We start from the raw sequence: 25049 nt of genomic DNA on the forward strand, positions 1-25049 counted from the left end.
GCCCGCGTAGTCTAGGGAACCTCTGGTTGAATCGCACGAGCGCCACCACTGGTGGATGCAGCCGACTCACGTTTGAACCGCGACCAGCCATGCAGCCACAGAATCAAACCCATGGTCACCTCGCCGGCCGCCTGGGCCCACACCGCCCCCGTGACACCTACACCGCTGGTCATCGCGATGACCAGCGGAAGCGTGATGCACAAGCCCAGCACGGTGTAGCCAAACAGCGAGCGGTACTGTGCGCCGGCGGATAGCGCATGGGTTGCAGCACTTCGAAACGAGAGCGCACCGAAGTACACGGCCCAGGCGATGGTGAGCCCCTCAAGCCCCGCGTATTCCTCGCCGAGTACCCAAGCCTCCAGCCAGTCGTATACAGCAAGCAAAACCAGCATATAAATGCCGATGAGCAATGCCAGCAACACGCTGGCCACCGCCGCCACTTTCTCGACTTGAGCAAAGTCATGCGCGGCAATCCAGCGGCTCGCCCGCGGCAAGAAGATGTTGCCCCAGGCCACCGAGCACAGACCAATGGGCATCAACAGCAAACGGGATGCACCGACATCCGCTGTCGCCAGCACACCCATCAGTACGGCGACCACATAAATGACCGCGTAATTGGACAGCCACCAAAGCACGACACTCGGAATGGCCCAGCGCCCCAGTGCCCAGGCCTTGCGAAACACATCCCTACCACGACCGTGCTGGCCGAACGGCCGAAGTCCGGTCTGCTGCAATCCGAAACCGCCGGCAGCGAGCCCAGCTGTGGCGATACAGCCAAACACCCACTCGACGTCCAGTCGCTCTAGCGCCACGCCAGCGGCCAAGCCCAGTAAAACGAGGCCGACATAGAGCGTATCCAGTGCCAAAACGCGCTTCGGTAGCAACAGGAGAAATGCGTAGTCCCTCGCGTAACCTCGCGCCGTGTGCCCGAGGACGGCCAGTGCGAAGGGCCAGGCGGTAGATGCCGGTAATGCTTCAGCCCCCACCCGCCAGGATGTGGCCAGAATTCCGGTGAATGCCAGGAAAGCGACCAGGATCGACAGGCCGAGCTGCAATCGAAATAGCTGTGCGCAGATCGCGCGCATGCGCCGCGCCCGGTGCTGGGGAGCCAACGCAACCATCGGCGCGTTAATTGCGGCATCCTGCAAACTCTGGGCGAGTAACAACAGAGTGAACAGCTGAACGTAGATTCCGTAATCCAGCTTCTCGCCCAGCCGGATGATGGCGAGCCCGATCAGCAGGTTCAGCGCACTGAGCATTGCCTGATCAATAATCGCGATCACTGCACCCGAAAACAGGTCGCGCGACGCTATCGCTATGACAAGCCGCTTAATCACGCTGTGGGATTCTCCTGAGACCGGCCCGATTTCGGCGTCGGGACTGCAGGTCATCGATGATCATCTGCCGTTGGGTAGCATCCTGGCCGTGGGGCCGGACCAGCCGGAAGACCTGGCACCGCACCAAGCGATTTCACTGTCGAGTTTCCCCGCCCGGGACATGCGCCATCCGGGCCGCCGGGGACAGTATTACATGGGCCGTCACCTCGCCCGGCAAGCGCTGAAGGCCCTGGACCTACCCAGCGACGGACTGACCAGCAATGCGGACGGGAGCTGTCAATGGCCCCCGGCAACGGTCGGGAGCATTTCTCATACTCGCGGCCTCGCCGCCGCCTGGGTCGCTCCCAACGACGCCTATCCAGGTCTGGGAATCGATGTTGAACGCCAACGCGACCTCAGCGCGGCCGCGCAGAGATATGTGCTGACACCGCAGGAGGCGGAGTCGCAGGACATATCCGCCGTCATGCGATTTTCGGCAAAGGAAGCCATCTACAAGTGCCTGGCCCCCAGAGGGGTCGCGCCGCTACGATTCCACGATGTGTCAATCTTCACGGACGGGTGCCAACTCCGATTCGAGCCCAGCACACAATGCAGCTGGGTCCGCCACCTGAACGACCTGCAGGGGTTTTACTATTGGACCGAAAATCATGTCCTGACAATGGTGTGGTCGCACCATTGAGTCGAACACACGCTATCTGGAGCTCGCCATGACCGCGCAAGTGCCGCCCGAGGGCGAGTCGTCGGAAAACGATGTCAGCCTGCAATGGCCTGGGGCCTTACCGAGAAACAAGGTGAAGCGTCTCGCCAAGGTTTGGCTCGGACGCTTGGTCAGCAGGCTGGCCCCTGGCAAGGCCGAGCGCGTCCGACAAGGCGCCATGGACATGTCACCCACGCTGGCGCAGCGCCTGATGCTCGCTGCCTGGGTGCACCGATGTGAAACCAATCATGACCTGGGCGCCCTGGCCCCGCTCCATCGATGGCTTTGGGCCAGCCAGGGCGCAGCCCACCACCATGAAGAGATGGCGCGACGCTTCGAGCGCTGGTGGGCCGACGGACATCATCAGATCCTGGACGCGATTGCCGACCAGTACGACCCTGGCGTATTCACTGAACTCTGTGAGATTGGCTGCGGAACTGGCCAGGCGATCCGCAAATTCGCGGACCGGTTCCCCGCCCTCCGGCAACTGACGGGTCTGGACCTGAGTCCGCAACAGATCGAGTCCAATCAGGCGACCGCCTTCCCGGACCGCATCCACTTCGTCTGCGCCGATGCTCTGGACTGGCTTCCGAAACATGCGCGCCCAGGCACGATCTACCTGACCATCGACGGCGTTTATGAATACCTTTCCAAGGCCGAACTCGAGCGGCTGTTCGCGGCTCTCGCCCAGCATTCTCCAGCCATGGTGGCGCTAGTCGAACCGATTCCTGCCGATTTTGACTTTGCTCGGGAACGCGAATCCCGTCCGTACAATGACGAACGCTCGCTCGGTCACCACTATCCGTCGATCTTGGAAGAGGCCGGCTTCGAGATCACGTGGAAAACCGAGGTGGTTGACGAGCTTCGATGGTGTTTGCTGACCGCAGTCACGAAGCCGGACGGAACTCGTTCGTCAGCCAGCTAGCAACTCGCGCAGTCAGTTTCCGGCGGTCGACAGACCGCGAAAACGTGTGATCGGCCTCCGGGAAGAAGGCCTCCGTCAGCCGCTGCCCAAAATCAACATCGGAAAATGCGGCCGCGAACTGCCTTTCGTAGTTGTAGTAATTCGAGGTCTGGCCGGAAAACAGGTAAAGCAGCCGCACATCACGTGACATCATTGCTCGCAGCTCCGCAGCAAGTGCACGCTTGGCGGGCATGGTGAAGAAGTCGACATCTCCCGTCACCGGGTCCCCATCCTCGACCGATGCCTTGCGTGGCAGCTTGCGTCGGATCACGTTGACCCAACGGCGACGATCGAACAATCGTTCAACCGTGTATTGCAGCCAGTACCGTCCGGTGCGATACCCATATCCGTCGAGCTGACAAACACCAACGATACGTTGATCCCGCGCGGCCACCCGGTGCGCGTCATGTGCCCCGCTACAAAGACCCAGCAAAACCACACCGGCCTGCGGGCGCTCCCGCGACAACCAATCCAGCGCAAAATCCACGTCACCGCCTTGATCCGACGGCAGCGACCCAGCTCGCCCGCCTCCCGTCACTGGAGACGGATGACTTTCCCCGAGGCCAAAATAATCGAATCGGAGCACCGGGAAACCCGCTGCGGCGATGGCTCTTGCGATTCCGACGTATAGCCGCGTCGGGCCAACCTTTTGATCAATCCCGGCCGGCAAGATGATCACGCCAGGCAACGCCAGATCAGCGGCTTTCTCCGGGCAGTGGTAAATGCCCGACAGTGCCCCGGCCGGCCCGAATCGAACAGCTCGCTCCGTCATGCCAGAACCAGATCAACCAGCTTCGGGAGACTGGGACGCACGATCAGCCGCCGCCCCATGTCCGAGATCGAAGCCCAACGACTCTCGGGCTTCAACTCGTCGACGGTCGGCTGCAGGCGAGCCATGGCGTCGAGCCAAGCCTCCGGCAGTTCGGACGGATCAGACACGCCCAGCGAGCAGCGAACGTCCATCGCGGCCAACGTACTCACATCAAGTCGAGATGATTTGATCGCCTTCACCAGGTGGTCAGCAAAATGAAAGCCCAGGAACTCATCGGTATCGCGTTCCGCGTACTGCCTGGTTCGCGAACGAAAGCGATTGCTCCGACGCGTCGATTCTGCGTGCAAGGTCTGTTGCACGTCGAACCATTGGCTGCCGTCAACGACCGGGTCCCACAGAGTCACAGCATCCAGGCCGACCGGCTGATCTGCCAGTGCGTTGACCGCGATCAACGCCCCGATACGATGACCGACTACGCGAATCTGGTTCATCGCGGTTTCCGACTGCAGCCAAGCGCAGGCTGTACGGACATCCTGCAAGCAACGCATCCAGTCGGCTTCGCTCTGGCGCCCTGCGGACTCTCCCGTGGCGAAATAATCGAAGCGCAACACATGGGTGTTTCGCGCGGTCAGCGCCTCAGCGCATTGCCACAGCGAGCGGTAGCTGCGCATATATTCCGCGCCCAGAGAGCCGCAGATCAGCACAGCGTGCTCCAGCCCCGTCGCGGCCTCTCGCGGTGGATGATATGTCCCGTAGAGCGACTGCTCCGGACCAAAAAAGAACGATCGCATCACCGCTTGCTTCGGAACCTGCTCAACCAGGAGCGTGACTCGGGCCCGGCATCATCCGGCGGCGTTTCGACTTCGCCGCTCCCCACCGCAATCCGCGTAGCGATGGCCCCCAGCGGCTCAACCATCATTGACCGGATGGGGATATCGACGCCCGTTTGCTCCTGAATCGCAGCGACGGCGCGCAGCGCCAGCAGTGAATGGCCCCCGACATCAAGGAAGCTGTCGTTCGCGTCCACGTCGATCATTTCGTCCAGCTCCTGGCGCCAGACCGCGAGCACCAAGGACATCGCATCGTCGTGGTCGGCTGTGTCGGAGGCGATCGCAGCAGCTGGGGGGGCTTCAAACGGACTAGGCAGCCCGCCACGGTCGGTCTTGCCACTCGGCGTCTGCGGTAATTTGTCGAGCAACACGAACTGCTGCGGAACCATATGCACAGGCAAGGCGTGGGCGACGAACTTGCGAAGCTCTGCGGCGGTGGTCGATACGCCGGGCTGCGCGATCCACCAGGCGCAGAGGCGTTGATCCTCCGGTGCTGCCTCGCGGACATCGACCACGCATTGCAGCACGCCCGGATGCTCGCCCAGCCGTGATTCGATTTCGCCCAGCTCGATGCGAAAACCGCGCAGCTTGATCTGGTTGTCTACGCGACCGTCGAAGACGATATCGCCAGCTTCCGTCCACCGCCCCAGATCGCCCGTGTAATAGATCCGGCCCTGACCCGTGAACGGGTTGGGCACGAAGCGCTCGGCCGTGAGTTCTTCCCGCCCGAGATAGCCTGCGGCCACGCCGGCGCCACCGATCACGATCTCACCCTGAACGCCGGGCGGCACCGGTTGTCCGGCCTTGTCGAGGATGTACACCTCCCAGCCGCGGATGGCGCGCCCGATCGTGGCCGGACGATCCGGATGCCGCTCGGCCATGGTGCTGTAGGTCGTGCATTCGCTGGGCCCGTAGAGGTCCAGTACCCGCCGCAGCTGCGACTGGTCCAGCGCGCGCGCCACCAGCGCATTGCTCAGTGGCTCACCGGCCAAACAAAGCGTGCGCGCCGTATCCGGCAGCCGCGCGTGACGCAAGAATTCGCTAACCACGCTGGGCACCGAGTTGATCAGGCTCACCGGTGCAGGCGTCGGCTCCCGCAGTGCGAGCAGGTTGTCGACCAACACCGAGGTGCCGCCGACGACCAGCGGCAGAAAGAGTTCGAAAACCGACAGATCGAAACAAACCGATGTGGAGGCCAGCACCCCCACGCAGTCGTCGGCGGAGAAGCTGTCAGAGGCCCATTGGATTAACGCCGCCGTATTGGCCTGCGTCACCATCACGCCCTTGGGCGCACCGGTTGAGCCGGAGGTGTAGATCACATGCGAAATGCGCTCTGGTGACGACGGCACCTCGGCCAGCGCGTGCTCGGCTTTCAACAGTTCGGCCAACGCGACGCCGCGATCCCCAAAGCCATCAGCGTCAGCCGCAATCACGCGGCGTGCATCGCTATCCCGCCAGATGTACTCCAGGCGCTCCGACGGGTAATTCGGGTCCAGCGGCACATAGGCGGCGCCAGCGCGCCAGATGCCCAGCAGCACAGCCACCAGATTCGCCGAACGCGGCAGGCAGACTCCCACCCGGTCTCCCGGTACGACGTTTTGCGCCTGGAGTCCTGCGGCGACACGGCCAGACAGCGCCCAAAGCTCGTCATACGTGGTCAGACCATCGCCATGCGCCACGGCGGTGGCGTTCGGCGTGGTCGCCACCTGGGCCTGGATGCGATCCAGCACCAGGGGAGCCGCGTTGGCGGGCTGTGGCTGTTCGCTCGCCGCACCCGACCGCTGTGCGGTGAGCGCATACCGGGAGACCGGATCGTCCGGCGATTCCACCGCATGCGAAATCAGCGCCTCGAAAGCACGCGCCCAGGATCGGATCGTGCCGGCGTCGAACAGGCTGGTATTGAAGTCGCAATCCAGTGTCAGCCCGTCGCCAGACTGGGTGAAGTTGAAGAACAGATCGAAGTTGACGAACGCCTTTGGCGCTTCGTGCAGGGTCGATTCCAGGCCGTCGAACTGCACGCCGGAGCCGGCCGGGTCGACGTTGAACAACACCTCGATCAGCGGCACGCGGCCTGACTCCCGATGCAGCGGCAGCCCCTGGATGATCTTGCCAAAGGTGCAGTCGGCATGGGCGTAGGCGCCACGCACGCGCTCGCCCACGGACTGGATCAGCCCCGAAAATGGCATGCTCCCGGCCATCTGAGTGCGGATCGGCAGCATCTGTACGCAATGCCCGAACAACGCGTTCTCACCTTCCAGCGCCTGGGCCGCGACGGGAATGCCGACCACGATGTCATCACCGCCGGACAACCGCGCGAGCAGCGCATGGAAGCCGGCCAGATAGACGGTATAGGCCGTCGTCTTGTGGTCGGCGGCCAGACGCCGCACGCGTTTCACCAACTCCTGTCCGAACTGCACGGTCACCGTGGCCCCGTCGAACCGGCGTTCTGCCGGCCGCGGGCGATCCGTCGGCAGGGTCAACACCGCCGGCGGCGGGCTCAACACGCCATGCCAGTAGGCACGGGCCTGCTCCGATTCAATCTGGCGGCCCGCGATGCGCCGAGCGTATCGGGAGAACGGTACGGCCGGCTCCAGATCAGGCGTTTGTCCGCGGTGCAGGGCCGAATACGCCTGACCCAACTCTTCGAGGAAGTTCACCGCAGACCAGCCGTCGCAGGCAATGTGATGCACCACGAAGACCAGCCAGTGATGGCGCGGCGCGAATCGCAGCACCTGCACATCCATCAGCGGCCCGGTTTCGGGGTCCATCTGTCGGGCCGCGGCGCGCTGCGCCTGGGCGATGGCGGTAGCTTCGTCGGCGACGTCCTGAACCGCCAGGCGCAATGGCTCCACTGCGACGCGCTGCTGGCGTTCGCCGCGGGCATCGGTGCGCAGATGCAGCGCTTCATGCCGGGCGTAGACATGGTCGAAGCCGGCCTGCAGCGCGTCGAGATCCAGCGCGCCCTCCAGATTCAGGTAGAAGGCCTGGTTGAAGGCCGCGCCTGAATCGGCGTCCATCGCCTGACCGACCCAGACCTCGCGCTGTGCTTCGGTGAGTTCAATCGATTCACCGACGGCCAGCGCATCAACCACCTCGCCTGCCGAGCTTGCAGGCGCTTCGACGCTCCCGGGGGAGGACGCTCCGCCCGGCACCAGAAAGCCAGCGTCGATCAACGCCTCGGTGCCCTCGCGCAACACCGCCTGCACCCGCGCGATGTCGTCATCGCTGTGACGGATGGAAAAGAAGCAGTTCTGGGCCTGTTCCCGGATGTACACGCCGTTGCAGAGCATCCAGTAGAAGAGCAGGTTGATGAAGGGCTGGTCCTGCGGAAAGTCGAATCGGAACCAGGAGCTGCAATGCCGAATACGAAGCGGCACGTCGCGGCCTTCCCAATAGGCGTTCATCGCCAGCGCAAAGGCTTCGGTCCGGGCGTTCAGGTCGCGTTGCAAGGCGCCATCATCATCGATCAGGTAATCGAGCACGGCGTCGGCTGCCGCCATCGCGAACGGATGCCGGACAAAGGTTCCGGCAAAGAACGTGACTGGCGATTCGGGCAGTGAATCGTCGCCGAACTGCCAGCCGCCACCGTCGATGCAATCCAGGTAGCGCGCGTCGCCGGCCAAGGCCCCGATCGGCATGCCGCCACCGAGAATCTTGCCGTAGGTGCTCATGTCGGGCTGGATACCCCAGCACTCGGAGATACCGCCCAGCGCAACGCGGAATCCGGTAATGACCTCGTCGAGAATCAGTGCAGTGCCGCTCGCGCGGGTGATCTCGCGCAGCTCGCGAACGAACTCGGTGGGCTGCAGGCTCGGATAGCGCGATTGCACCGGCTCGACGAGCACCGCCGCCAGTTCGTGGGCGTGCTCGCGAATGATGTCCAGCGAGGCCTGCGTGCCGTAATCCAGGATCATGGCGTTGTCGACGGCATCCTGCGCGATACCGGGCGCAGCCGGGCGCGAGCTCAGCGCGCCCTTGACGATGTTGGCGCGGCCCAGCACCTCGTCGAAGGTGCCGTGATAATCGCCACTGAAGTACACGACCTTGCTGCGATTGGTCGCCGTGCGGGCACAGCGCAAGGCTGCCATCACCGCTTCGGAACCGGTGTTGCAGAATGTTGCCCGCTCATGACCGACGGTCTTGCAAAGCTTTTCGGCCACCTGCGCCGACAGCGGTGTCTGCGGACCGACCTCCCAGCCGGCATCCAGTTGCCGCGCCAGTGCGGGTTTGACCGCCGGATGGCTGTGGCCCATGAAGCCGACGCCAAAACCCAAGGTGCAGTCGATGTACTCGTTGCCGTCAACGTCGATGAACTTCGACCCATCCGACCGTTCGCAGACGATCTGGTAGACCATTTCCTTCCAGCTCAGCCGGAAGCCCGCCACGGCGCGGGGATCGGCCAGATGCGCGCGGCTGGCCTGGGCCATCTGCTTGGACTTGGCCGTTCGGGCATTGAAGCGGGCGGTCAGGTCGGCAAGAAACGTCTCTTGCTTGGGCGTAAGCCCCCCATCGCGCGTGCGCTCGACCGTGCGATAAGGGCCGAAACGGCCCGCGCTACCAGCACCGAGGTTCTTGCCCTGGGCACCGTCGTCCAGCTGCGCATGCACCACCGGGCCACCCGACGCAGCCGGCCGGGCAGACGCTCCGGGCATCGGGCCCGATCCGCCCTGCCCCGTGACCAGCGCCAGCTGCTCACGCATGAGCTCTAGCTGGCCGCGGATCACCGCCTCCAGCGGCGAACCGGAGGCAACCGCTGCGGCGCCGCCCGCTGTCGGGGCCAGGGTCGGGGCGACCGTCGTGGGCGCAGCCGGGGCGGGCAGCGCATCGGCCGGCAGCAGGCCATCCAGATGAGCCGCGAGCTTGTCGATGGAATCGATCTCTTCCAGCAGCTGACGAAAACGCAGGTTGACGCCAAAGTCCTCCGAGATCGCGGCTGCGGCCTGGGTCAACAACAGCGAATCCATGCCCAGTTCCAGGAACGAGGTCGATGGGTCCTCGATGTCGATGCCCGACAGCTCCAGAAAATGCCCGTGGAGTGCGTCGGTGATTCGCGTGATCCGGTTGTCTACGGGCATGGGCGCATCCTGGATGGTCGGCATGGAACGGGGAGGCTCCGACGGCATGGGCGTCGCGGCAACGGCGGCAACAGCCGCACCGCGCACCGGCGGTTCAATCCAGTGCCGGCTGCGTTGATAGGGGTAGGTGGGCAGCGCGAGCTTGCGCCGGCCCGAACCGAAGAAGGCCGGCCAGTCGGGATGCACTCCTGCCGCCCAGAGCTTGCCGACCGCCGCGATCATGCCGGCATCGGCCGCCTCATCGCTGGACGCATGCGGCAGACTGGGCACGCAGCGCGGCGGGCGACCATCGATGCGGTGCTGGCGTGCCGATGCCGTCAGGTTCTGACTCGGCCCGCACTCAAGGAACACCCGCTCGGCCCCATCCAGCAGTTGACCAAGCGCCGGCGAGAACAGGACCGGCTGACGGATCTGGTTGGCCCAGTACTGCGGATCGCCTAACTGCTCCGCCGACGCTGGCTGACCGGTGACCGTGGAAATAATCGGAATCGTCGGTGGCTTGAACACGACATCGCGCATGGCGTCGGCAAAGGGGGCGACCACCGCATCCATCATCGGCGAATGGAAGGCATGCGAGGTATGCAGCCGGATCGTCTCCTCGCCGGCCGCATCCAGGGTCTGCGCAAGTTGGTCGATGGCCTCGGTGGGGCCGGACAGAATGCAGAGATTTGGTGCATTGACCGCGGCGACGGCGACATCGCTCGGCAGGCGACCCTCGATGCGCTCGCGGGCCTGGCGCACCGCCAGCATCGATCCACTGGGCTGATCACCCATTAGCCGCGCCCGGTCTGCCAGCACTCGGCAGCTATCCTGCTCACCCATCACACCGGCCAGACAGGCGGCCACGACCTCACCCAGGCTGTGGCCCACCATCGCCTGCGCTTGCACGCCCCAGTGCTGCCACAACCGCGCCGTGGCCATTTGCAGAACGAATAACGCCGGCTGGGCCAACGCGGTTTGCGTCAGGCGGTCGCCTGCCGTTGCATCGTCGCCGAACAGCAAACCGGCCAAATCCAGGCCCAGCGGTTCACGCAGCCAGCCACAGAGGCGGTCAGCCGTCTCGCGAAACACCGGTTCGCCGTGATAGAGCGCGCGGCCCATGCCAGGGTGCTGCGCGCCCTGCCCCGAGAACATGAACACGCAGTCCGGGCGCTCCATTGCCTCGGCCCCGGCGCGGTCACTGGCCTGCCGCAACGCAGTGATTGCCTCGGCGTGGGTGCGTGCGACCACCGACGTGCGCAGGCGCATCTGCCGCCGCCCGACTGCCAGGGTCCAGGCGACATCGGCCAGGTCGGCATCCGGTCGGGACTCCAGCCAGTCGGCCAGATCGCGGCAGCGTTGCGCCAGAGCTTGCGGGGCATGCGCCGAGAGCATGAGCAGCTGGATATCGCGCGCGGGCGGGGCGGAGGCCGCGGCCTCCGGCGCCTGCTCGATCACGGCATGGGCGTTGGTGCCCCCCACCCCGAATGACGACAGTCCGGCAAGCCGGGGGCCATCGACCGGCGGCCAGGGCATGTCTTCGCCGACGACACGAAACGGTGTCGACGCAAAGTCGATCCTTGGGTTCGGCGCGTTGTAATGCAGCGTGCGCGGAATGGTGCCGGCCTGCAGCGCCTTGACGACCTTGACCAGCCCCGCAGCACCCGCAGCCGCATCGAGATGGCCGATGTTGGGTTTGACCGAACCGAGCAGACAGCCACCGGTCCGGTCGGTCTTGCGACGGAACGCGCGGGTCAGACCATCAACCTCGATGGGGTCCCCCAGCGGCGTACCGGTGCCGTGGGCCTCGATGTACTGGATGTCGTCGGGATGCACATCGGCCACGGCCTGCGCCATGGCGATCACGTCGGCCTGGCCTTCGGCGCTGGGCGCGCCGAAGCTGGCCTTGTCGCTGCCATCGTTGTTAATGGCGGTGCCACGCACAACGGCCAGGATGGCGTCCCCATCGGCCTCGGCGTCCTCCAGACGCTTGAGCACGAACACGGCCAGACCGCTGGAGAACACCGTCCCGTTGGCGTCGGCATCAAAGGCCCGCAGCACGCCGTCATCCGACAGCATGCCGCCCTCCTGCGCCAGATAGCCGCGTTCCTGCGGCAAAGCGATGGACACCGCCCCGGCCAGCGCCACATCACATTCGAAGGCGAGCAGGCTTTGTACACCCATGTGAACCGCGACTAGGCCGGTCGAACAGGCCGTCTGCACGTTCAGGGCCGGGCCGCGCAGGTTCAGCTTGTAGGCAACGCGAGTGGCCAGATAATCCTTGTCGTTGGCGAAGTAGGTGGATAGCGCATCCACCGCGCGCAGCTTGACCAGGTCCTCGGCGTAGGCGCGATCGCGGACGAGGTTGTTGAGCAGGTACTGCGCCATGTAGCCGCCGCCCGCGAACACGCCAATCGGCGCCTCGCTGCGCTCCGGATCAATACCGGCCTGCTCCAGGGCATCCCAGGCGGATTCGAGAAACAGGCGCTGCTGCGGATCAATGAGCGCGGCATCTCGTGGGGAATAGCCAAAGACCTCGGCGTCGAACTGCTCGATTCCGTCGACAACGCCCCGTGCTGCGACGAAATTGGGCCGCTCGAGCAGAGCATCCAGGTCGGGTTCGGTCGCGCGTAACTGATCTGCGGTGAACCGCGTGATGCTGTCGCGGCCAGCCAAGAGGTTGTCCCAGAACGCGTCTGCGGAATCCGCACCGGGAAAACGACCGGCCATACCCACAATCGCGATGCGCTGAGCCTGATCACTCATGGTCTACGTCGTCTCCCCTGAAATGCTGCCCGCCGGCGCGAGGCGCGGTCGTCTGTGGTCTGCGCTTGCGCAGCCGACGATGCCGGCTGCTGGCGGATATGGTCGGCGAGTCGCGAGATGGTCGGCAAGCGGAACACATCGGCGACGCTCACCGATCCGCCTTCGCGGCGTGCCAACGCGTCCAGCGGCGCCAGCATTTCCATGACACGCAGGGAATCACCACCAAGGTCAAAAAAGCTGTCCTGTGCGGCGAACTGGTCATGCCCCAGCGCGTCCCGCCAGATCGCGCCGATCTCGGCCTCCAGACCGCTCAGGCTCGCGCCCGGCAGTGCTTGCGCGGTGGCCGGCGGCGGCAGCGCCTTCCGATCCACCTTGCCATTGGGCGTCAGCGGGAATGCTTCCAGGGGAATCACCGTCGCGGGCACCATCTGCGGCGGCAGGTGTTCGGCGACCCAGTCGCGCAACCGGTCCGCGGGAGCCTGTCCACTCACCACATAGGCCACCAGCATCGGCAGGCCCGCCTGTTCACGCACGACCACCACCGCCTGTTCCACCTGCGGATGCGCCACCAGACAGGCTTCGATCTCGCCGGGCTCGACCCGGTAGCCGCGAATCTTGATCTGGAAATCCAGACGTCCGAAACATTGCAGCCGGCCGTCGTCACGCCAGCAAGCCAGATCACCGGTGCGATAAACGCGCTCCCCCTGCAAATCGACAAACCGCTCGGCCGTGCGCTCGGGCTGATCGAAGTAACCATTGGTGACCCCTGCGCCACCAATGCAGAGTTCGCCGATCACCCCGGGCGGCAGCGGCCGATTCGCCGCGTCGACCACGTGACAGCGCGTATTGGCAATGGGTGCGCCGATGCTGATCTGCTCTGCGGCCACCTCATCGCAGGTCGACCACACCGTGGTCTCTGTGGGGCCGTACATGTTCCAGAGCGACAGCGCGGGATGCAGGGCGCGCAACCGGCCGGCCAGATCGGCATCCAGGGCCTCTCCGCCGACGAGTGCCCGGAAGGCTCCGGACGGTCGCCACGCCGCGACCAGCAGCAGACGATAGGTCGTCGGCGTGGCCTGCAGAACGTTGACGTCAGACTGGTCGATCAACGCAGCCAGCCGATGACCATCCAGCACATCATCCTCGTTCGCGAGCACAACGGTGGCCCCGGTCACGAGCGGCAGGAATAGCTCCAGCACGGCAATGTCAAAGGACATGGTGGTCACGGCAAGCAGGCGATCCCCGGCCGCTAGGCCCGGACGTTGCTGCATGCTGGCCAGAAAATTCAGCACATTGCGCTGGGTGACTTCGATCCCTTTCGGTCGCCCAGTCGATCCCGAGGTGAAGATCACGTAGGCCGCAGCGTCCGCCGACGTTTGAACCGCCGCTTCGTTCGCAGGCACCCCGTCCATGCGATCCAGCAAAACGCGGGGAGCATCGAAGCTGGGAAGCAGCGAAGCCACGGCCGATTCGGTGACGATGGCGGCCACCGCGCCGTCTTCCCACATCTGCAACAGCCGGTCGCTCGGGTACCGTGGATCACAGGGCACATAAGCCGCGCCGATGCGCCAGATCGCCAGCAAGCCGACCACCATGGATTCACTGCGCCGGGTTGCGAGCGCGATTCGCTGGTCGCCGCCCAGACCGGCCGCCTGCAACGCGCTGGCCGCATCGTTAACCGCCGCGTCCAGCGCCCGATAACTCAGACTCGTCTCCCCGCAGCGTATGGCGATTTGCTCGGGCACTTGCTCGGCCGTGGCGCGAAACCAGGCATCAACACCGGGCCAGTGCGGTACAGCCGCCACCGTGTTGTTCGCGGCGGCTAGCGACGCGGTGTCCTCGGGGGTCCACCAGGCCAGATCAGCAACGGGCTGCTCCGGTCGCTGGGCAATGTCGTCGAGCAGCCGCTCGTAGCGGTTCAGCAGGCGCTCGGCAGTGGCCGCATTGAACTGCGGCTGCTCGACCAGCGCCGTCAGCACCAGACGCTGACCGGGCTCGACCAGGATGTGGAGCGGGAATCCGATATCGCTTCGAAAACCCGGCTCGGTCACGGGCAACCCGGACCAGCGCGAGGAAGTCACTTCCAGCACGCTGGTGAACATGGCGTCGTGAGACAGCCCCGCCGCTCGCCAAACGCCGGCGAGACCGATATGACGCTCAGCGACATCCTCGGCCAGGGCGGGCCCCACCTGCTCGACCAATGAGGTAAACGGTGCGTCGTCATCCACCGTGACACGAAAGGGCAGCAAATCGGACAACATGCCGATCCCATGCACGCCGGTTCGGTGCTCGGGCGCGCGACCGACATGACCGAACACCACATCGCCCGTGCCGCCGTGACGGCAAAGCATCACCGCCCAGGCCGCGTGCAACACCGCGTCCAACTCAGCGCCCCAGCGCGCGGTCAACGCCGAGCGGGTCGCCTCAGACAGGACCCGCTGCTGGCGCAACACCCCATTGGCCGCGCCCGGTTCCGACCACGGCAATCGTGGCGCCGCCTCCAGCTGCTGCAGACGCCTCGCCCAGTATTCGGCCTCCGTGCCCTTGGGCTCGGCGAACGGAGCCTCTGCCCAGTCAGCCGGCGTGTTCAAACCCTGCTCGGCAAGCTCCCATACCCGCCTGAGCACGGTGGCCATGCTGTCGGGGTCGAGGAGAATTTGATGGCAGGTCCACACCAACAGGTAACGGTCTTCATGCTGAACAGCGCAGAGATCCAGGCGCATGCACGGTCCGGCCGCGATATCCAGCGGCTGGCAGCGTAGCTCTTCAGCCCAGCGCTCGATCGCCTGCTCGGCCAGCGCGTCGTGTTCGAACCATGGCAAGCCAGCGTCGTTCAGCGCCTGGCGCTGCGGTGTCGGAACCCAGTCGTAGCGCGAGCGCAGCAACGCGGTGTCGGCCCAGACGCGCGCCCAGCCGGTGCGCACCGCTGATACCGCAGCCGCGGGCACAGCCATCACCACCTGCTGCTGATCGATACCCAACCGATTGGGCGCCGCCGCGCGTGACAGTAAACCGAGCTGGGTGGGGCTTAGGCTAGGCAATGGACGGTGAACAAGGACTGAACAGCGATGAGATACTACCTTGCGACTAGCAACCGCATCCGGACCGTCACAGCACCAGCAATGAGGCCAGGCCCAGGAACAGGCCGAGACTCACGACATCCGTGGCGGTGGTCAGAAAAATGCTCGATGCCGTGGCCGGATCGGCGCCCAATTTTTTCAGCGTTAACGGGACGGCCACTCCGACGACACCGCTCAGCAGGCAGCTACCGATCATAGCCAGCACCACGACCACGGCCAACATCCAGGCGCCGGGGGTGTCGGTGACCGTGGCGTAAATCCACATCCCGACAGCGGCCGAGAACCCGGTGAGACAACCGTTGACCAGCCCTAGAATCGACTCCTTGCGCAGCAGCCCGGCGACGGCGCTTCGGGGCACGTCGTCCAGCGCCAGACCGCGCAATGTCACGGCCATCGCCTGGCAACCGGTGTTGCCAGCCTGACCGGCCAGCACGGGCAAAAATGCGGCCAGAATCACGATGCGCTCCAGCGTGCCCTCGAACAACCCGACCACGGCGGCCGCCGCAAAGGCGGTGACGAGGTTCACCTGCAACCAGGGGTGGCGCATCTTGAGCGATCGCGCCCAAGGCGTGCTGACCTGCTCGTCCTGATCCACCCCGACCATGAGGCCGGACTGGGCGGTGAGTTCGAAGCTGTGATCTTCGAATAGGGCGTGGCCGGGCACCACGCCGAGAAAATGTCCGTCCTCCTGGCAGACCGGATAAACCGGGTAGTGGCGATGCACCATCGCGCGCATCGCGGCCTCGACGCTGGTTTCCGGCGTCAAAAAGAACGGCTCCGGCAGCATGACGTCGGAAACGGCCGCCTGGCTATCGGCCAACAGCAAATCGCGCATCGTCACCACGCCGACGAGGCGCTGATCCTCGACCACGTAAACGTAGGTCACCAGAGCAGTCCGGCTGGCATCGCGCACGCGCTCGGTCACATCAACGACACGGGCATCCGGGGCAACCACCAAGGGCGCGGGTTCGGTCAGCGCACCAACCGTATGCCGATCCGAGGTCACCAGCGCTGGCGGGGCATCGCCAACGGTGGCCGGCAGCAAGGCCGACAGCGCCGCGCGCTCCGCCGGCGCCATGGTCGCGAGAATGCGTGATCGCGATGCCTGTGGCAGTTGTGCCAGCGCCGCGGCCGCCGTGGTGGCATCCACCTTTTGCAGCAAGCGCGCTGCATCCTGGGGGGCACGGTGGCGAACGGTCTTCACCAGTCGCACTGCGACCGTGGAGGCAGCATCAAGTGGGGAATCGGTATCTGTTGGCATCGGTCGACCCAGGTGGACAGGCCCGGGCACGGCAAGCTTCCCGTGCAGGCTGGCACAGCATAGGGTGCCGCCCAGATTTCGCCAACGGGCGCCTGCCTGCTTCTGTCAGAGGCCTGGCGCAGTCAGAAACACCGGGTTGCCGATCACCGTGATCACCCCGGGGCTGGCAACCTGCAGGCGTACTGCCGTGCCGAGCGGCCCGGAGCTGTCCGAGCGGCTGACATCCCAGGTATCGACCTGCGGATCGCTGGTGATCGGCATGACGCGAGCGATGACGCCATCCCGATAATAGGTCAGCGTCTGGCCGCTGCCGCCGATGACGGTGGTCGTGATCGTCGCGGTGTCGGCCGCGACCGAGTCTCCATAGATGCCCGACTGTCCATCCGCGGTGGCGATTTGCAGGGTCACGTCTGGCGAACCGGCTGCGCCCAGGGTTTTCACGTAGGCGTGACCGGCACGGATCGCCGAGGCCAGCGCCGGGCGCGAAAGCGCCTGCGCATAAACCACCGTGGCCGAGCTGCCATACCCCTTGCGTTCGCGGTCTTCCGGGGCATCGACACCCTTGGAATCCGAGCCTGATACCGCCGTGGGGAATGCGCCCTGCGCAATCACGTCGTCCCACAGTTGCAGCGCCGACAGCGTGAACGGGTTCTGGATTTCCAGCGGAATCGGCAGCCCCACCTCGCTGCCCGAAACCTTTGCCGGACCGTTTTGCACCTCGATCGTATCGACCAGCGACCAGTCGATATCTTCTTCGAGTTGGAACGCACAGCCCCGGCAGAAATTCTCGAACAAGGCGCCTTCGAAAGTGGTTGGGTGGTTGACGCCAAACAACGCCCCGGCCTCCACGCTCGCCTGCTGCACGGCCCCCAGGGTCACGTCCTCGAATCCGTGGCGATACTCGATCACATCCGGCGTCTCGCCGAAGCTGTTGGCATGCCCAAAGTAGGTGATGATTTCTCGGCCTGGCCAGATCAGTAGATCCGGATTCGCCCGCTGCACCGGCCCCAGTTGCGCCCAGTGCTGACCGGTGACGTACTCGGTGACCATCAGAAAATCGAGATCGGCGGCCCGTGCCTGCTCGATGAAACCGCCCCAATCCGGTGCATTCGGGTTCGAGTGGTATCCGTGCATGTGAAAGTCGCCGTGATACCAGCCCGGGGAGGCGTCGGCGACATGCGTTGGATCAACCGGATCGGCGGCGGGCGATTCGCCAACCACATCGGCAAGACACTCGATCTGCACCGTCCAGCTCGCGCCGGATGGCCCGACGGCGGCGATGCCGAGTTCCACCGACCAGACACCGGGCTCGATCGTCCCTGGCCGGTAGCCGCGATCGGCGGAAGCTGCGGTGATGAACACCGGCCCGCGATCCTGGTCCAGCCGCCCCTGCCGGCTGCCGGACCAGCCCCGGAAACCTTCGGGATTGCGGTAGCCGTGGTGGTCCCACACGCCCAGGTCCAGGGTCGTCGCCGTCAGCGGCGTGCTGGGCAAGGCGCCGTTGTCGCTCCAGCCGTAAGCCACCTCGATCCGCCCGGTGCCCGCGGCGACAAAGAACGGCAAGATCTCGTAGGTCTTGGCGTCGGCGGACGTCACCTCGCCGATCATCTCGATTACGGGCTCGCCGGGCGCGCACTGCGCGACGCCATCCGGCGGCTCGACCGGCGTGCCGCCCCTGCTCTCATCCGGCGCCTGACTCGTTCCGCAGGCCGACACCATCGCGAGCAACCAGCCAATCAAAGCCCAACGAATGGGCCAGGTGGGCGACGGCGATGAGAGAGGGAAACGCATGAATCGACGACCGGTAATCAATTGCTGAAAAAGCGGAGTCTACAAGCCCGCAATCCCGGCTACAGTAGCGGCCTCGTCTGACATCAGGGTGACAATCGTGCGGTGCAATGGGATCTGGATCGGGCTGACCTGGCTTGCCGCACTGGCCGGCTGCGCAACCACGCCGCCCGGCCTGCCGCCGACCAACATCGACGAGCTGCTCGCAGTCGACCGTGATTTTTCCGAGACGTCGCGCCAGCACGGCTTCGCCGGCGCGCTGGACGCCTACCTCGTGGCGGATGCCGTGCGCCTGCCCCAAGACGCACCGCCGGTGTTCGGCCGACCCAACATTGTCGCCGCCATGCAGGCGTCGTCGAAACAGTTCACCGTGACCTGGGAACCTGAATCGGGTCAGGTGGCCGACTCGGGCGATCTGGGCTGGACCTGGGGCCGCTACCTCGCGGTCAAGCGCTCCAACGGCGAACCGGTATCGCGCGGCAAGTACCTCAATGTCTGGGAGCGCCAGCCCGACGGTTCGTGGCGCGTGAAGATCGATGCCGGCAGCCAGACCCCCATGCCGCAGTGACCCCCATGCGCTCCGTCGCGCATGACCGCGTTGGCATGCATTTGGTATGGTGAAAGCATTCGCGGGCGCCCGGCGGCCGCACTCCCTGTTTAGCAGACCTCGCGCCTGATCCACGCCGACAGAAGCGTATGAATAGGCCAGCGAGCCTCTCCGGAGAACGAATCCATGCTCAACCGTAACCCGCGAACACTTGGCGCGGTCGCCGCCTCTATTGCCATTGCCCTGCTAGCCGGATGCGGCGGTGGTGGACAGCCGCAAACCAACGCGGACGGCACCCCATTGAAGGTCTACCGGCATTCGATGGATGGTGCTCCGGTCAATCTCGACCCCGTGCAATCCGCGGTGGTCTATTCCAACTTTGTCGTACTCAACGCCTACGACACGCTCTACAGCTACAAGTACCTGGCGCGTCCCTACGAGCTGAAACCGAATCTGGCCAAGGGGATGCCGGAAGTGTCCGAGGACGGTCTGACCTACACCATCCACCTGAAAGAAGGCTCCGGTTTCATTGATGACCCCGCGTTTCCCGACGGCAAGGGGCGCGAAGTCGTCGCGCAGGATTTCGTCTATTCCATCAAACGCCATTTCGACCCCAAGAACCGCTCGCAGGGGGCCTGGCTCTGGCAAGGCCGCATCGTCGGTCTGGACCAGTGGAAAGACGATGGCGCGGACTACAGCCAGGACGTCGAAGGGCTGAAGGCGTTGGATGATCACAGCATCCAGATCAAGCTGGTCAAACCCTATCCGCAGCTGACTTACACCCTGGCGATGGGCTTCTCGGGCATCGTCGCGCAGGAAGCCGTCGAAAAATATGGTCGCGAACTGTCGATCCACCCGGTCGGCTCCGGCCCTTACAAGGTCGAGCGTTTCTCCACAGCGAAAGCGGTGCTGGTTCCCAATCCCAACTTCCGGCAGGAACCGGTGGATCTGGCCGCCGAGGGCTTCGATCCCGCCGTGCATGGCGACTACGGGCTGGATGCCATTGATGGCAAGGCGCCACCTTTCGTCGATCGCCTGGAAATCGATTTCATCACCGAAACCGCTTCGCGTTGGGCGTCGTTCACGTCTGACAAGGAAGTGCAGTTCACCTCGGTGCCGGTGGAGCAGATCGATTCGGTGCTGGGCTCCAAGCAGCCCGTCACCGTCAGCGATGCCTGGGCCAAGCGCTACCACTGGAAGAGCGGTGTTGAAGCCGGTTTCATCTACACCTACTTCAACATGGACAAGCCGTACTTCGGCTACAACGACGACCCCGCCATCGAGGCCAAGAACAAGGCGCTGCGTTGCGCCATGCGCGATGCTTTCTCGTGGGCCGAACGCAACGAGCGGTTCTACTCGGGGATTGGCACGGTGTTTCCGGGGATTATCGCGCCGGTGGTGCCGGAGTTTGATCCATCGCTGTCTGAGGCCTCGGTGACCCAGCACATGGAAAAAGCCAAACAGCAGCTACGCGACGCTGGCTGGACACCGGAAACCCTGCCGGAACTGACCTACGGCTATTCATCCGCCGTGTTCTACCGCCAGGTGTTCGAGCAGTTTCGCGGCTTCATGAACCAGCTCGGCTTCCCGCTGGCGAAGATCCAGGGCCGCACCTTCGCGACCTTCGGCGATTTCAACAAGGCCATCAAGACCAGTCAGCTCGATATCGGCGGGCTCGGCTGGGGGCTGGACTACCCCGATGCCGAAAACACCCTGCAACTGTTCTACGGCCCGAACCGCACACCGGGCTCGAACAACCCGAACTACGCGAACCCTGAATTCGACGCGCTGTTTGAACAGGCATCAACGATGCAGCCTGGCCCGGAGCGCACCGAGTTGTATCGCAAGATGAACGAAATGGTCATCGATGACTGTGTCGCCATCACCGGGATGTCTCGCAACAAGGTCTATCTCTGGCACAAGAATGTGGTCGGGGTGCCGGACCGCGAGATTCTCGGCGGATTCTGGTTGAAGTACGTGGATGTAAAGACCGGAGGCAGTGAGGAGTAAGGCCGAGGTCTCAGGCGCGCGCCCTATGATCGAGGGTCAGGCTGCCACTCGGAGGAGTGACCTCTCCTCATCCCTACCCCCTTACCGTTAACCAACGTCCATGGATACCCTTCAATACGCCTTGCGCAAGCTGGTCACCGGCATTCCGCTGGTGCTCGGCGTCACCTTCATCAGCTTCGTGCTGATGGTCTACTTCGGCCCGGACAAGACCTACGAACTGATTGGCAAGAACGCCACGCCCGAGCAAATCGCCGAGATTCGCTCGCAGCTGGGCTACGACGAGCCGTTCTTCGTTCGTTATGCCGACTACCTGCGGCAGCTGGTCACGCTGGAATTCGGCTACTCCGATTCCACCGGTGAACGAGTCTCGCGAATCCTGACCCGAACCATCCCGGTGTCGCTGGCACTGACGCTGCCAGGATTCGTGCTCGGAAACGTTCTGGCGGTAGTGCTGGCGCTCGTCGCCGGCTTTTACCGCGGCGGCCTGATCGACCGCGCCATCATGGCGGGCGCCGTGGTCGGCATGTCGATCAGTTTCCTGATCATCATCATCGGCTTCCAGGTGCTGCTGTCGTCCAGCTATGGCATCAATTATTTCCCGGTTCGCGGCTGGGAGGTCTACAGCCTTGCCGACTACCTCTACTACGTGACGGTGCCGACACTGGCGATTGTGTTCGTGTCGCTGGGCTATAACACCCGTTTCTACCGGGCGGTGATCGTCGAGGAAATGAATCGCGACCACGTCCGCACGGCGCGCGCCTTCGGCACGCCCCCGATCAAACTGCTGTTTCGTAATGTGCTGCGTAACGCGGCGATTCCGATCATCACGCGCATCATGTTCTCGATACCGCTGGTGGTGATTTCCGGCAGCCTGCTAATCGAAAGCTATTTCGGCATTCCCGGCGTCGGCAAGGTGACGTATGACGCCATCACCACGGGTGACCAGCCGATCCTCAAGGCGGTCGTCGGCGCGACGGCCGTGCTCTTTGTTCTGACCTTGATCGCCACCGATGTGATGTACAAGGTGATTGATCCGCGAGTATCCCTGAAGTGACCACGACAACGGCAGAGACAGCGCCCGCGCCGCGCAAGCAGGGCGAATCCCTATGGAGCAAGGCCGCCCGCAAGCTCCTGCGTGACCGCTGGGGCATGACCTCGCTGGTCATCGTGCTGGTCTATCTCGGCATTGCGCTGGGCGTCTGGGCCGGGCTATGGGGCCAGGACTGGAACACGCTAACCCCGACGATCAATGCCGAAGCCTCTGCGGAGCACTGGTTCGGCACCAACCGCAACGGACAGGACATCTTCGAGCGGTCGATCTTCTCGACCAAGACCGCATTCGAGATCGGCCTGGTCGTGGCGGTGTTGTCGACCGTTCTCGGCGCGATCATGGGGGCTATTTCCGGATTCTTCGCTGGGCGCTGGCCGGACGAGATCATCCTGTGGCTCAAGGGCGTGCTGGATTCGATCCCGTTCTACCTGTTCGTGGCGGCGGTGGCCTTCGCGCTACAGGGTTATGCCTTTTCGATGCACGTGGCCATGGTGGCAACATTCTGGACCACGACCGCACGCCTGGTCCGGGCCGAGGTGATCCGGCTCAAGGGTTTCGAGTTCGTTGAAGCGGCCCATGCGCTGGGCGTTCCGGAATGGCAGATCATTTCGCGCCATATCATCCCGAACACCACACATATTCTGCTCGTGCAGGCGACGATCACCTTCGTCTCGGCGATCAAGAGTGAGGTGATCCTGTCGTTCCTGGGTCTGGGCGTGAAGAACGGCGTGTCCTGGGGCCTGATGATTTCGGAATCCACGAATGAAGTCACCACCGGGTTCTTCAACAATTTCCTCGCCGCCTCCGTCTTTCTGTTTGTGCTGGTGATGGCCTTCAACATGTTCTCCGACGCGTTGCAGGACGCGTTCGACCCGAAGAAAACCTGATGCCTTTGCTAGAAGTCGACAATCTACAGGTCGAATTTTCGACCGAACGCGGCGTGGCTCGCGCCATTGATGGCGTGTCCTTCAACGTCAATGAAGGCGAGACATTGGGCATCGTGGGCGAATCGGGTTGCGGCAAATCCGTGACCTCGCTGTCGGTGATGGGTTTGATCCCGCGACCGCCGGGCCGAATCGTCGGCGGCGAGATTCGCTTCGCCGGCCAGGACCTCACGCAGCTCTCCGACAAGGCGTATCGAAAGCTGCGCGGCCGCGACATGTCGATGATCTTCCAGGAACCGATGACGGCCCTGAATCCGGTGTTCACCATCGGCAACCAGATCAGTGATGTGCTGCGCCGCCACAAGGGGCTGTCACGCAAGCAGGCCCGCACCCGCGGCATCGAAATGCTGGCCGAGGTCGGCATCCCCGCCCCGGACAAGCGCATCGACGAATACCCGCACCAGCTCTCCGGCGGCATGCGCCAGCGCGTCATGATTGCCATGGCGCTGTCCTGCGACCCCAAACTGCTGATCGCCGACGAGCCGACCACCGCGCTGGATGTCACCATTCAGGCGCAGGTCCTGGAGCTCATCAAGAATCTGGCCGCCGATCATGGCACTGCGGTCATCCTGATCACCCACGATCTCGGCGTGGTCGCCGAGACCTGCGATCGCGCTGCCGTCATGTACTGCGGACGGATCATCGAACAGGGACCGGTGGATGCGCTGTTCGAGCAACCTCGCCACCCCTATACAGCCGGCCTGCTGGCGTCCGTGCCGCGGATTCGCCCCGATCGCCTGCCGCGTTTGCCGACGATTCCCGGCATCGTGCCCGACCTGCTGGACCTGCCGGACGGCTGCCGCTTTCGGGACCGCTGCGGGCAGGCGCTGGAACGCTGCGGGCAGTTCGATCCCGATCTGTCGGCCGAAGGCGATGCCCGCACCGAGGCGGCCTGCTTCAACCCCAACCCGGTCACCCAGACATGAGCGCGCCCTTGCTACGCGTCCGCAATCTGACCAAGCATTTCCCAGTCAAGGGCGGTCTGCTGCGACGCACCGTCGCCCAGGTGAAGGCCGTGGATGGCGTGTCCTTCGACATCGCCCGTGGCCAGACCCTGGGCCTGGTCGGCGAATCCGGCTGCGGCAAGTCGACGTTGGGCCGTGCAATCCTGCGCCTGCACGAACCCACCGCTGGCGAAGTGCACCTGGAAGACACCGACGTGATCGCCGCCGGCCGCTCCGAGCTCAAGCGCCTGCGCCGGAACATGCAGATCATCTTCCAGGACCCCTACGCCTCGCTATCGCCCCGTCGAACGGTATTCGAGACCCTGCGCGAGCCGCTGGATGTGCATGGCATCGGCACCAAGACCGAACGCCGGAAGAAGGTCGAGGAGCTGCTCGAAGTCGTGGGTCTGCGGCGGGCGGTGCTGCATCGCTACCCGCACGAATTCTCGGGCGGCCAGCGCCAGCGCGTCGGCATTGCCCGCGCCTTGGCGCTGAATCCGAAGTTCATCGTCGCCGACGAGGCCGTATCCGCGCTGGATGTCTCGGTGCAGTCCCAGGTGCTGAACCTGATCGACGATCTGCAATCGGAGTTCGGGATCAGCTTCCTGTTCATCTCCCATGATCTGGCCGTGGTACAGCACATCAGCCATCAGGTCGGCGTGATGTATCTGGGGCAACTCGTTGAGACCGCCGGCGCCGCCGACCTGTACGCCGATCCCAAGCACCCCTACACCCAGGCATTGATGTCAGCCATCCCGGTGCCGGACCCGGCATCCGGTTCCGAGCGCATCGTGCTGTCGGGTGATGTGCCGTCCCCGATGAACCCGCCATCCGGCTGTCCATTTCACACCCGCTGCCCCGCGGCGATGCCGCAATGCGCGTCCATCGAACCGAAAATGCAGAACCTTGGCAGCGAGGACAAACCGCATTGGGTGTCGTGCCATCTGTACGGCGACCCCGCAACTGACTAATTCATCAAATCGCCATCTGTGATCCCTAGGCTG

Annotated in this window: 15 protein-coding genes; 8 read left to right on the plus strand and 7 right to left on the minus strand. The window is 64.3% G+C overall.

The window, feature by feature from the left end:
• Nucleotides 1-11: 11 nt before the first annotated feature.
• Nucleotides 12-1337: a hypothetical protein gene (locus ACE1EY_RS04995; protein WP_291513867.1), complete on the minus strand. Its 1326-nt coding sequence runs from the start codon at nt 1335-1337 to the stop codon at nt 12-14.
• On the opposite strand from ACE1EY_RS04995, the gene ACE1EY_RS05000 reads away from it, so the two are divergent.
• Complete coding sequence (locus ACE1EY_RS05000; RefSeq protein WP_370299607.1) at nt 1318-2016, plus strand: 4'-phosphopantetheinyl transferase; 699 nt, start codon at nt 1318-1320, stop codon at nt 2014-2016. The genes ACE1EY_RS04995 and ACE1EY_RS05000 overlap by 20 nt on opposite strands.
• A 28-nt stretch (nt 2017-2044) precedes the next feature.
• Nucleotides 2045-2959: a class I SAM-dependent methyltransferase gene (locus ACE1EY_RS05005; RefSeq protein ID WP_370299608.1), complete on the plus strand. Its 915-nt coding sequence runs from the start codon at nt 2045-2047 to the stop codon at nt 2957-2959.
• On the opposite strand, the gene ACE1EY_RS05010 is transcribed toward ACE1EY_RS05005, so the two are convergent.
• From ACE1EY_RS05010 to ACE1EY_RS05035, 6 genes are all read right to left on the minus strand, one after another.
• Nucleotides 2922-3770 carry a hypothetical protein gene (locus tag ACE1EY_RS05010; protein WP_291513864.1) on the minus strand — a complete coding sequence of 283 codons (849 nt, stop codon included), beginning with the start codon at nt 3768-3770 and terminating at the stop codon, nt 2922-2924. The genes ACE1EY_RS05005 and ACE1EY_RS05010 overlap by 38 nt on opposite strands.
• Nucleotides 3767-4561, minus strand: coding sequence for a serine aminopeptidase domain-containing protein (locus ACE1EY_RS05015; RefSeq protein ID WP_291513863.1), 795 nt, complete (start codon nt 4559-4561; stop codon nt 3767-3769). Before ACE1EY_RS05015 ends, ACE1EY_RS05010 begins: the two co-directional genes overlap by 4 nt.
• A complete protein-coding gene (locus tag ACE1EY_RS05020) occupies nt 4561-12420 on the minus strand; it encodes a non-ribosomal peptide synthetase/type I polyketide synthase (protein ID WP_291513862.1) in 7860 nt (2619 codons plus the stop codon). Before ACE1EY_RS05020 ends, ACE1EY_RS05015 begins: the two co-directional genes overlap by 1 nt.
• Nucleotides 12417-15461, minus strand: coding sequence for an amino acid adenylation domain-containing protein (locus tag ACE1EY_RS05025; protein ID WP_373928045.1), 3045 nt, complete (start codon nt 15459-15461; stop codon nt 12417-12419). Before ACE1EY_RS05025 ends, ACE1EY_RS05020 begins: the two co-directional genes overlap by 4 nt.
• A gap of 67 nt (nt 15462-15528) precedes the next feature.
• Nucleotides 15529-16761: a magnesium transporter gene (locus tag ACE1EY_RS05030; protein ID WP_291513860.1), complete on the minus strand. Its 1233-nt coding sequence runs from the start codon at nt 16759-16761 to the stop codon at nt 15529-15531.
• A gap of 105 nt (nt 16762-16866) precedes the next feature.
• On the minus strand, nt 16867-18552 hold the full coding sequence (locus ACE1EY_RS05035; protein WP_291513859.1) for a CehA/McbA family metallohydrolase: 1686 nt from the start codon (nt 18550-18552) through the stop codon (nt 16867-16869).
• A gap of 97 nt (nt 18553-18649) precedes the next feature.
• Here ACE1EY_RS05035 and ACE1EY_RS05040 point away from each other — a divergent pair, with 97 nt between their 5' ends.
• The 6 genes from ACE1EY_RS05040 to ACE1EY_RS05065 all read left to right on the plus strand — a co-directional run bounded on the left by ACE1EY_RS05040 (nt 18650) and on the right by ACE1EY_RS05065 (nt 25016).
• Nucleotides 18650-19117 (plus strand): nuclear transport factor 2 family protein, encoded by a 468-nt coding sequence (locus tag ACE1EY_RS05040; protein ID WP_291513858.1) that lies wholly within the window; start codon nt 18650-18652, stop codon nt 19115-19117.
• Between the two features lie 165 nt (nt 19118-19282).
• The gene (locus ACE1EY_RS05045; protein WP_291513857.1) at nt 19283-21106 is read left to right on the plus strand and encodes an ABC transporter substrate-binding protein; all 1824 of its coding nucleotides are present in this window, start codon (nt 19283-19285) and stop codon (nt 21104-21106) included.
• A 100-nt stretch (nt 21107-21206) separates the two neighbouring features.
• Complete coding sequence (locus tag ACE1EY_RS05050; RefSeq protein WP_291513856.1) at nt 21207-22160, plus strand: ABC transporter permease; 954 nt, start codon at nt 21207-21209, stop codon at nt 22158-22160.
• Complete coding sequence (locus tag ACE1EY_RS05055; RefSeq protein WP_291513855.1) at nt 22157-23044, plus strand: ABC transporter permease; 888 nt, start codon at nt 22157-22159, stop codon at nt 23042-23044. The genes ACE1EY_RS05050 and ACE1EY_RS05055 overlap by 4 nt, the downstream gene beginning before the upstream one ends.
• Nucleotides 23044-24027: an ABC transporter ATP-binding protein gene (locus tag ACE1EY_RS05060; protein WP_291513854.1), complete on the plus strand. Its 984-nt coding sequence runs from the start codon at nt 23044-23046 to the stop codon at nt 24025-24027. The genes ACE1EY_RS05055 and ACE1EY_RS05060 overlap by 1 nt, the downstream gene beginning before the upstream one ends.
• Nucleotides 24024-25016 carry an ABC transporter ATP-binding protein gene (locus tag ACE1EY_RS05065; RefSeq protein ID WP_370299610.1) on the plus strand — a complete coding sequence of 331 codons (993 nt, stop codon included), beginning with the start codon at nt 24024-24026 and terminating at the stop codon, nt 25014-25016. The genes ACE1EY_RS05060 and ACE1EY_RS05065 overlap by 4 nt, the downstream gene beginning before the upstream one ends.
• Nucleotides 25017-25049 lie beyond the last annotated feature (33 nt).

Origin of the sequence: Abyssibacter sp. (assembly GCF_964229365.1) — a bacterium.
Classification (GTDB): Bacteria; Pseudomonadota; Gammaproteobacteria; order Nevskiales; family OUC007; genus Abyssibacter.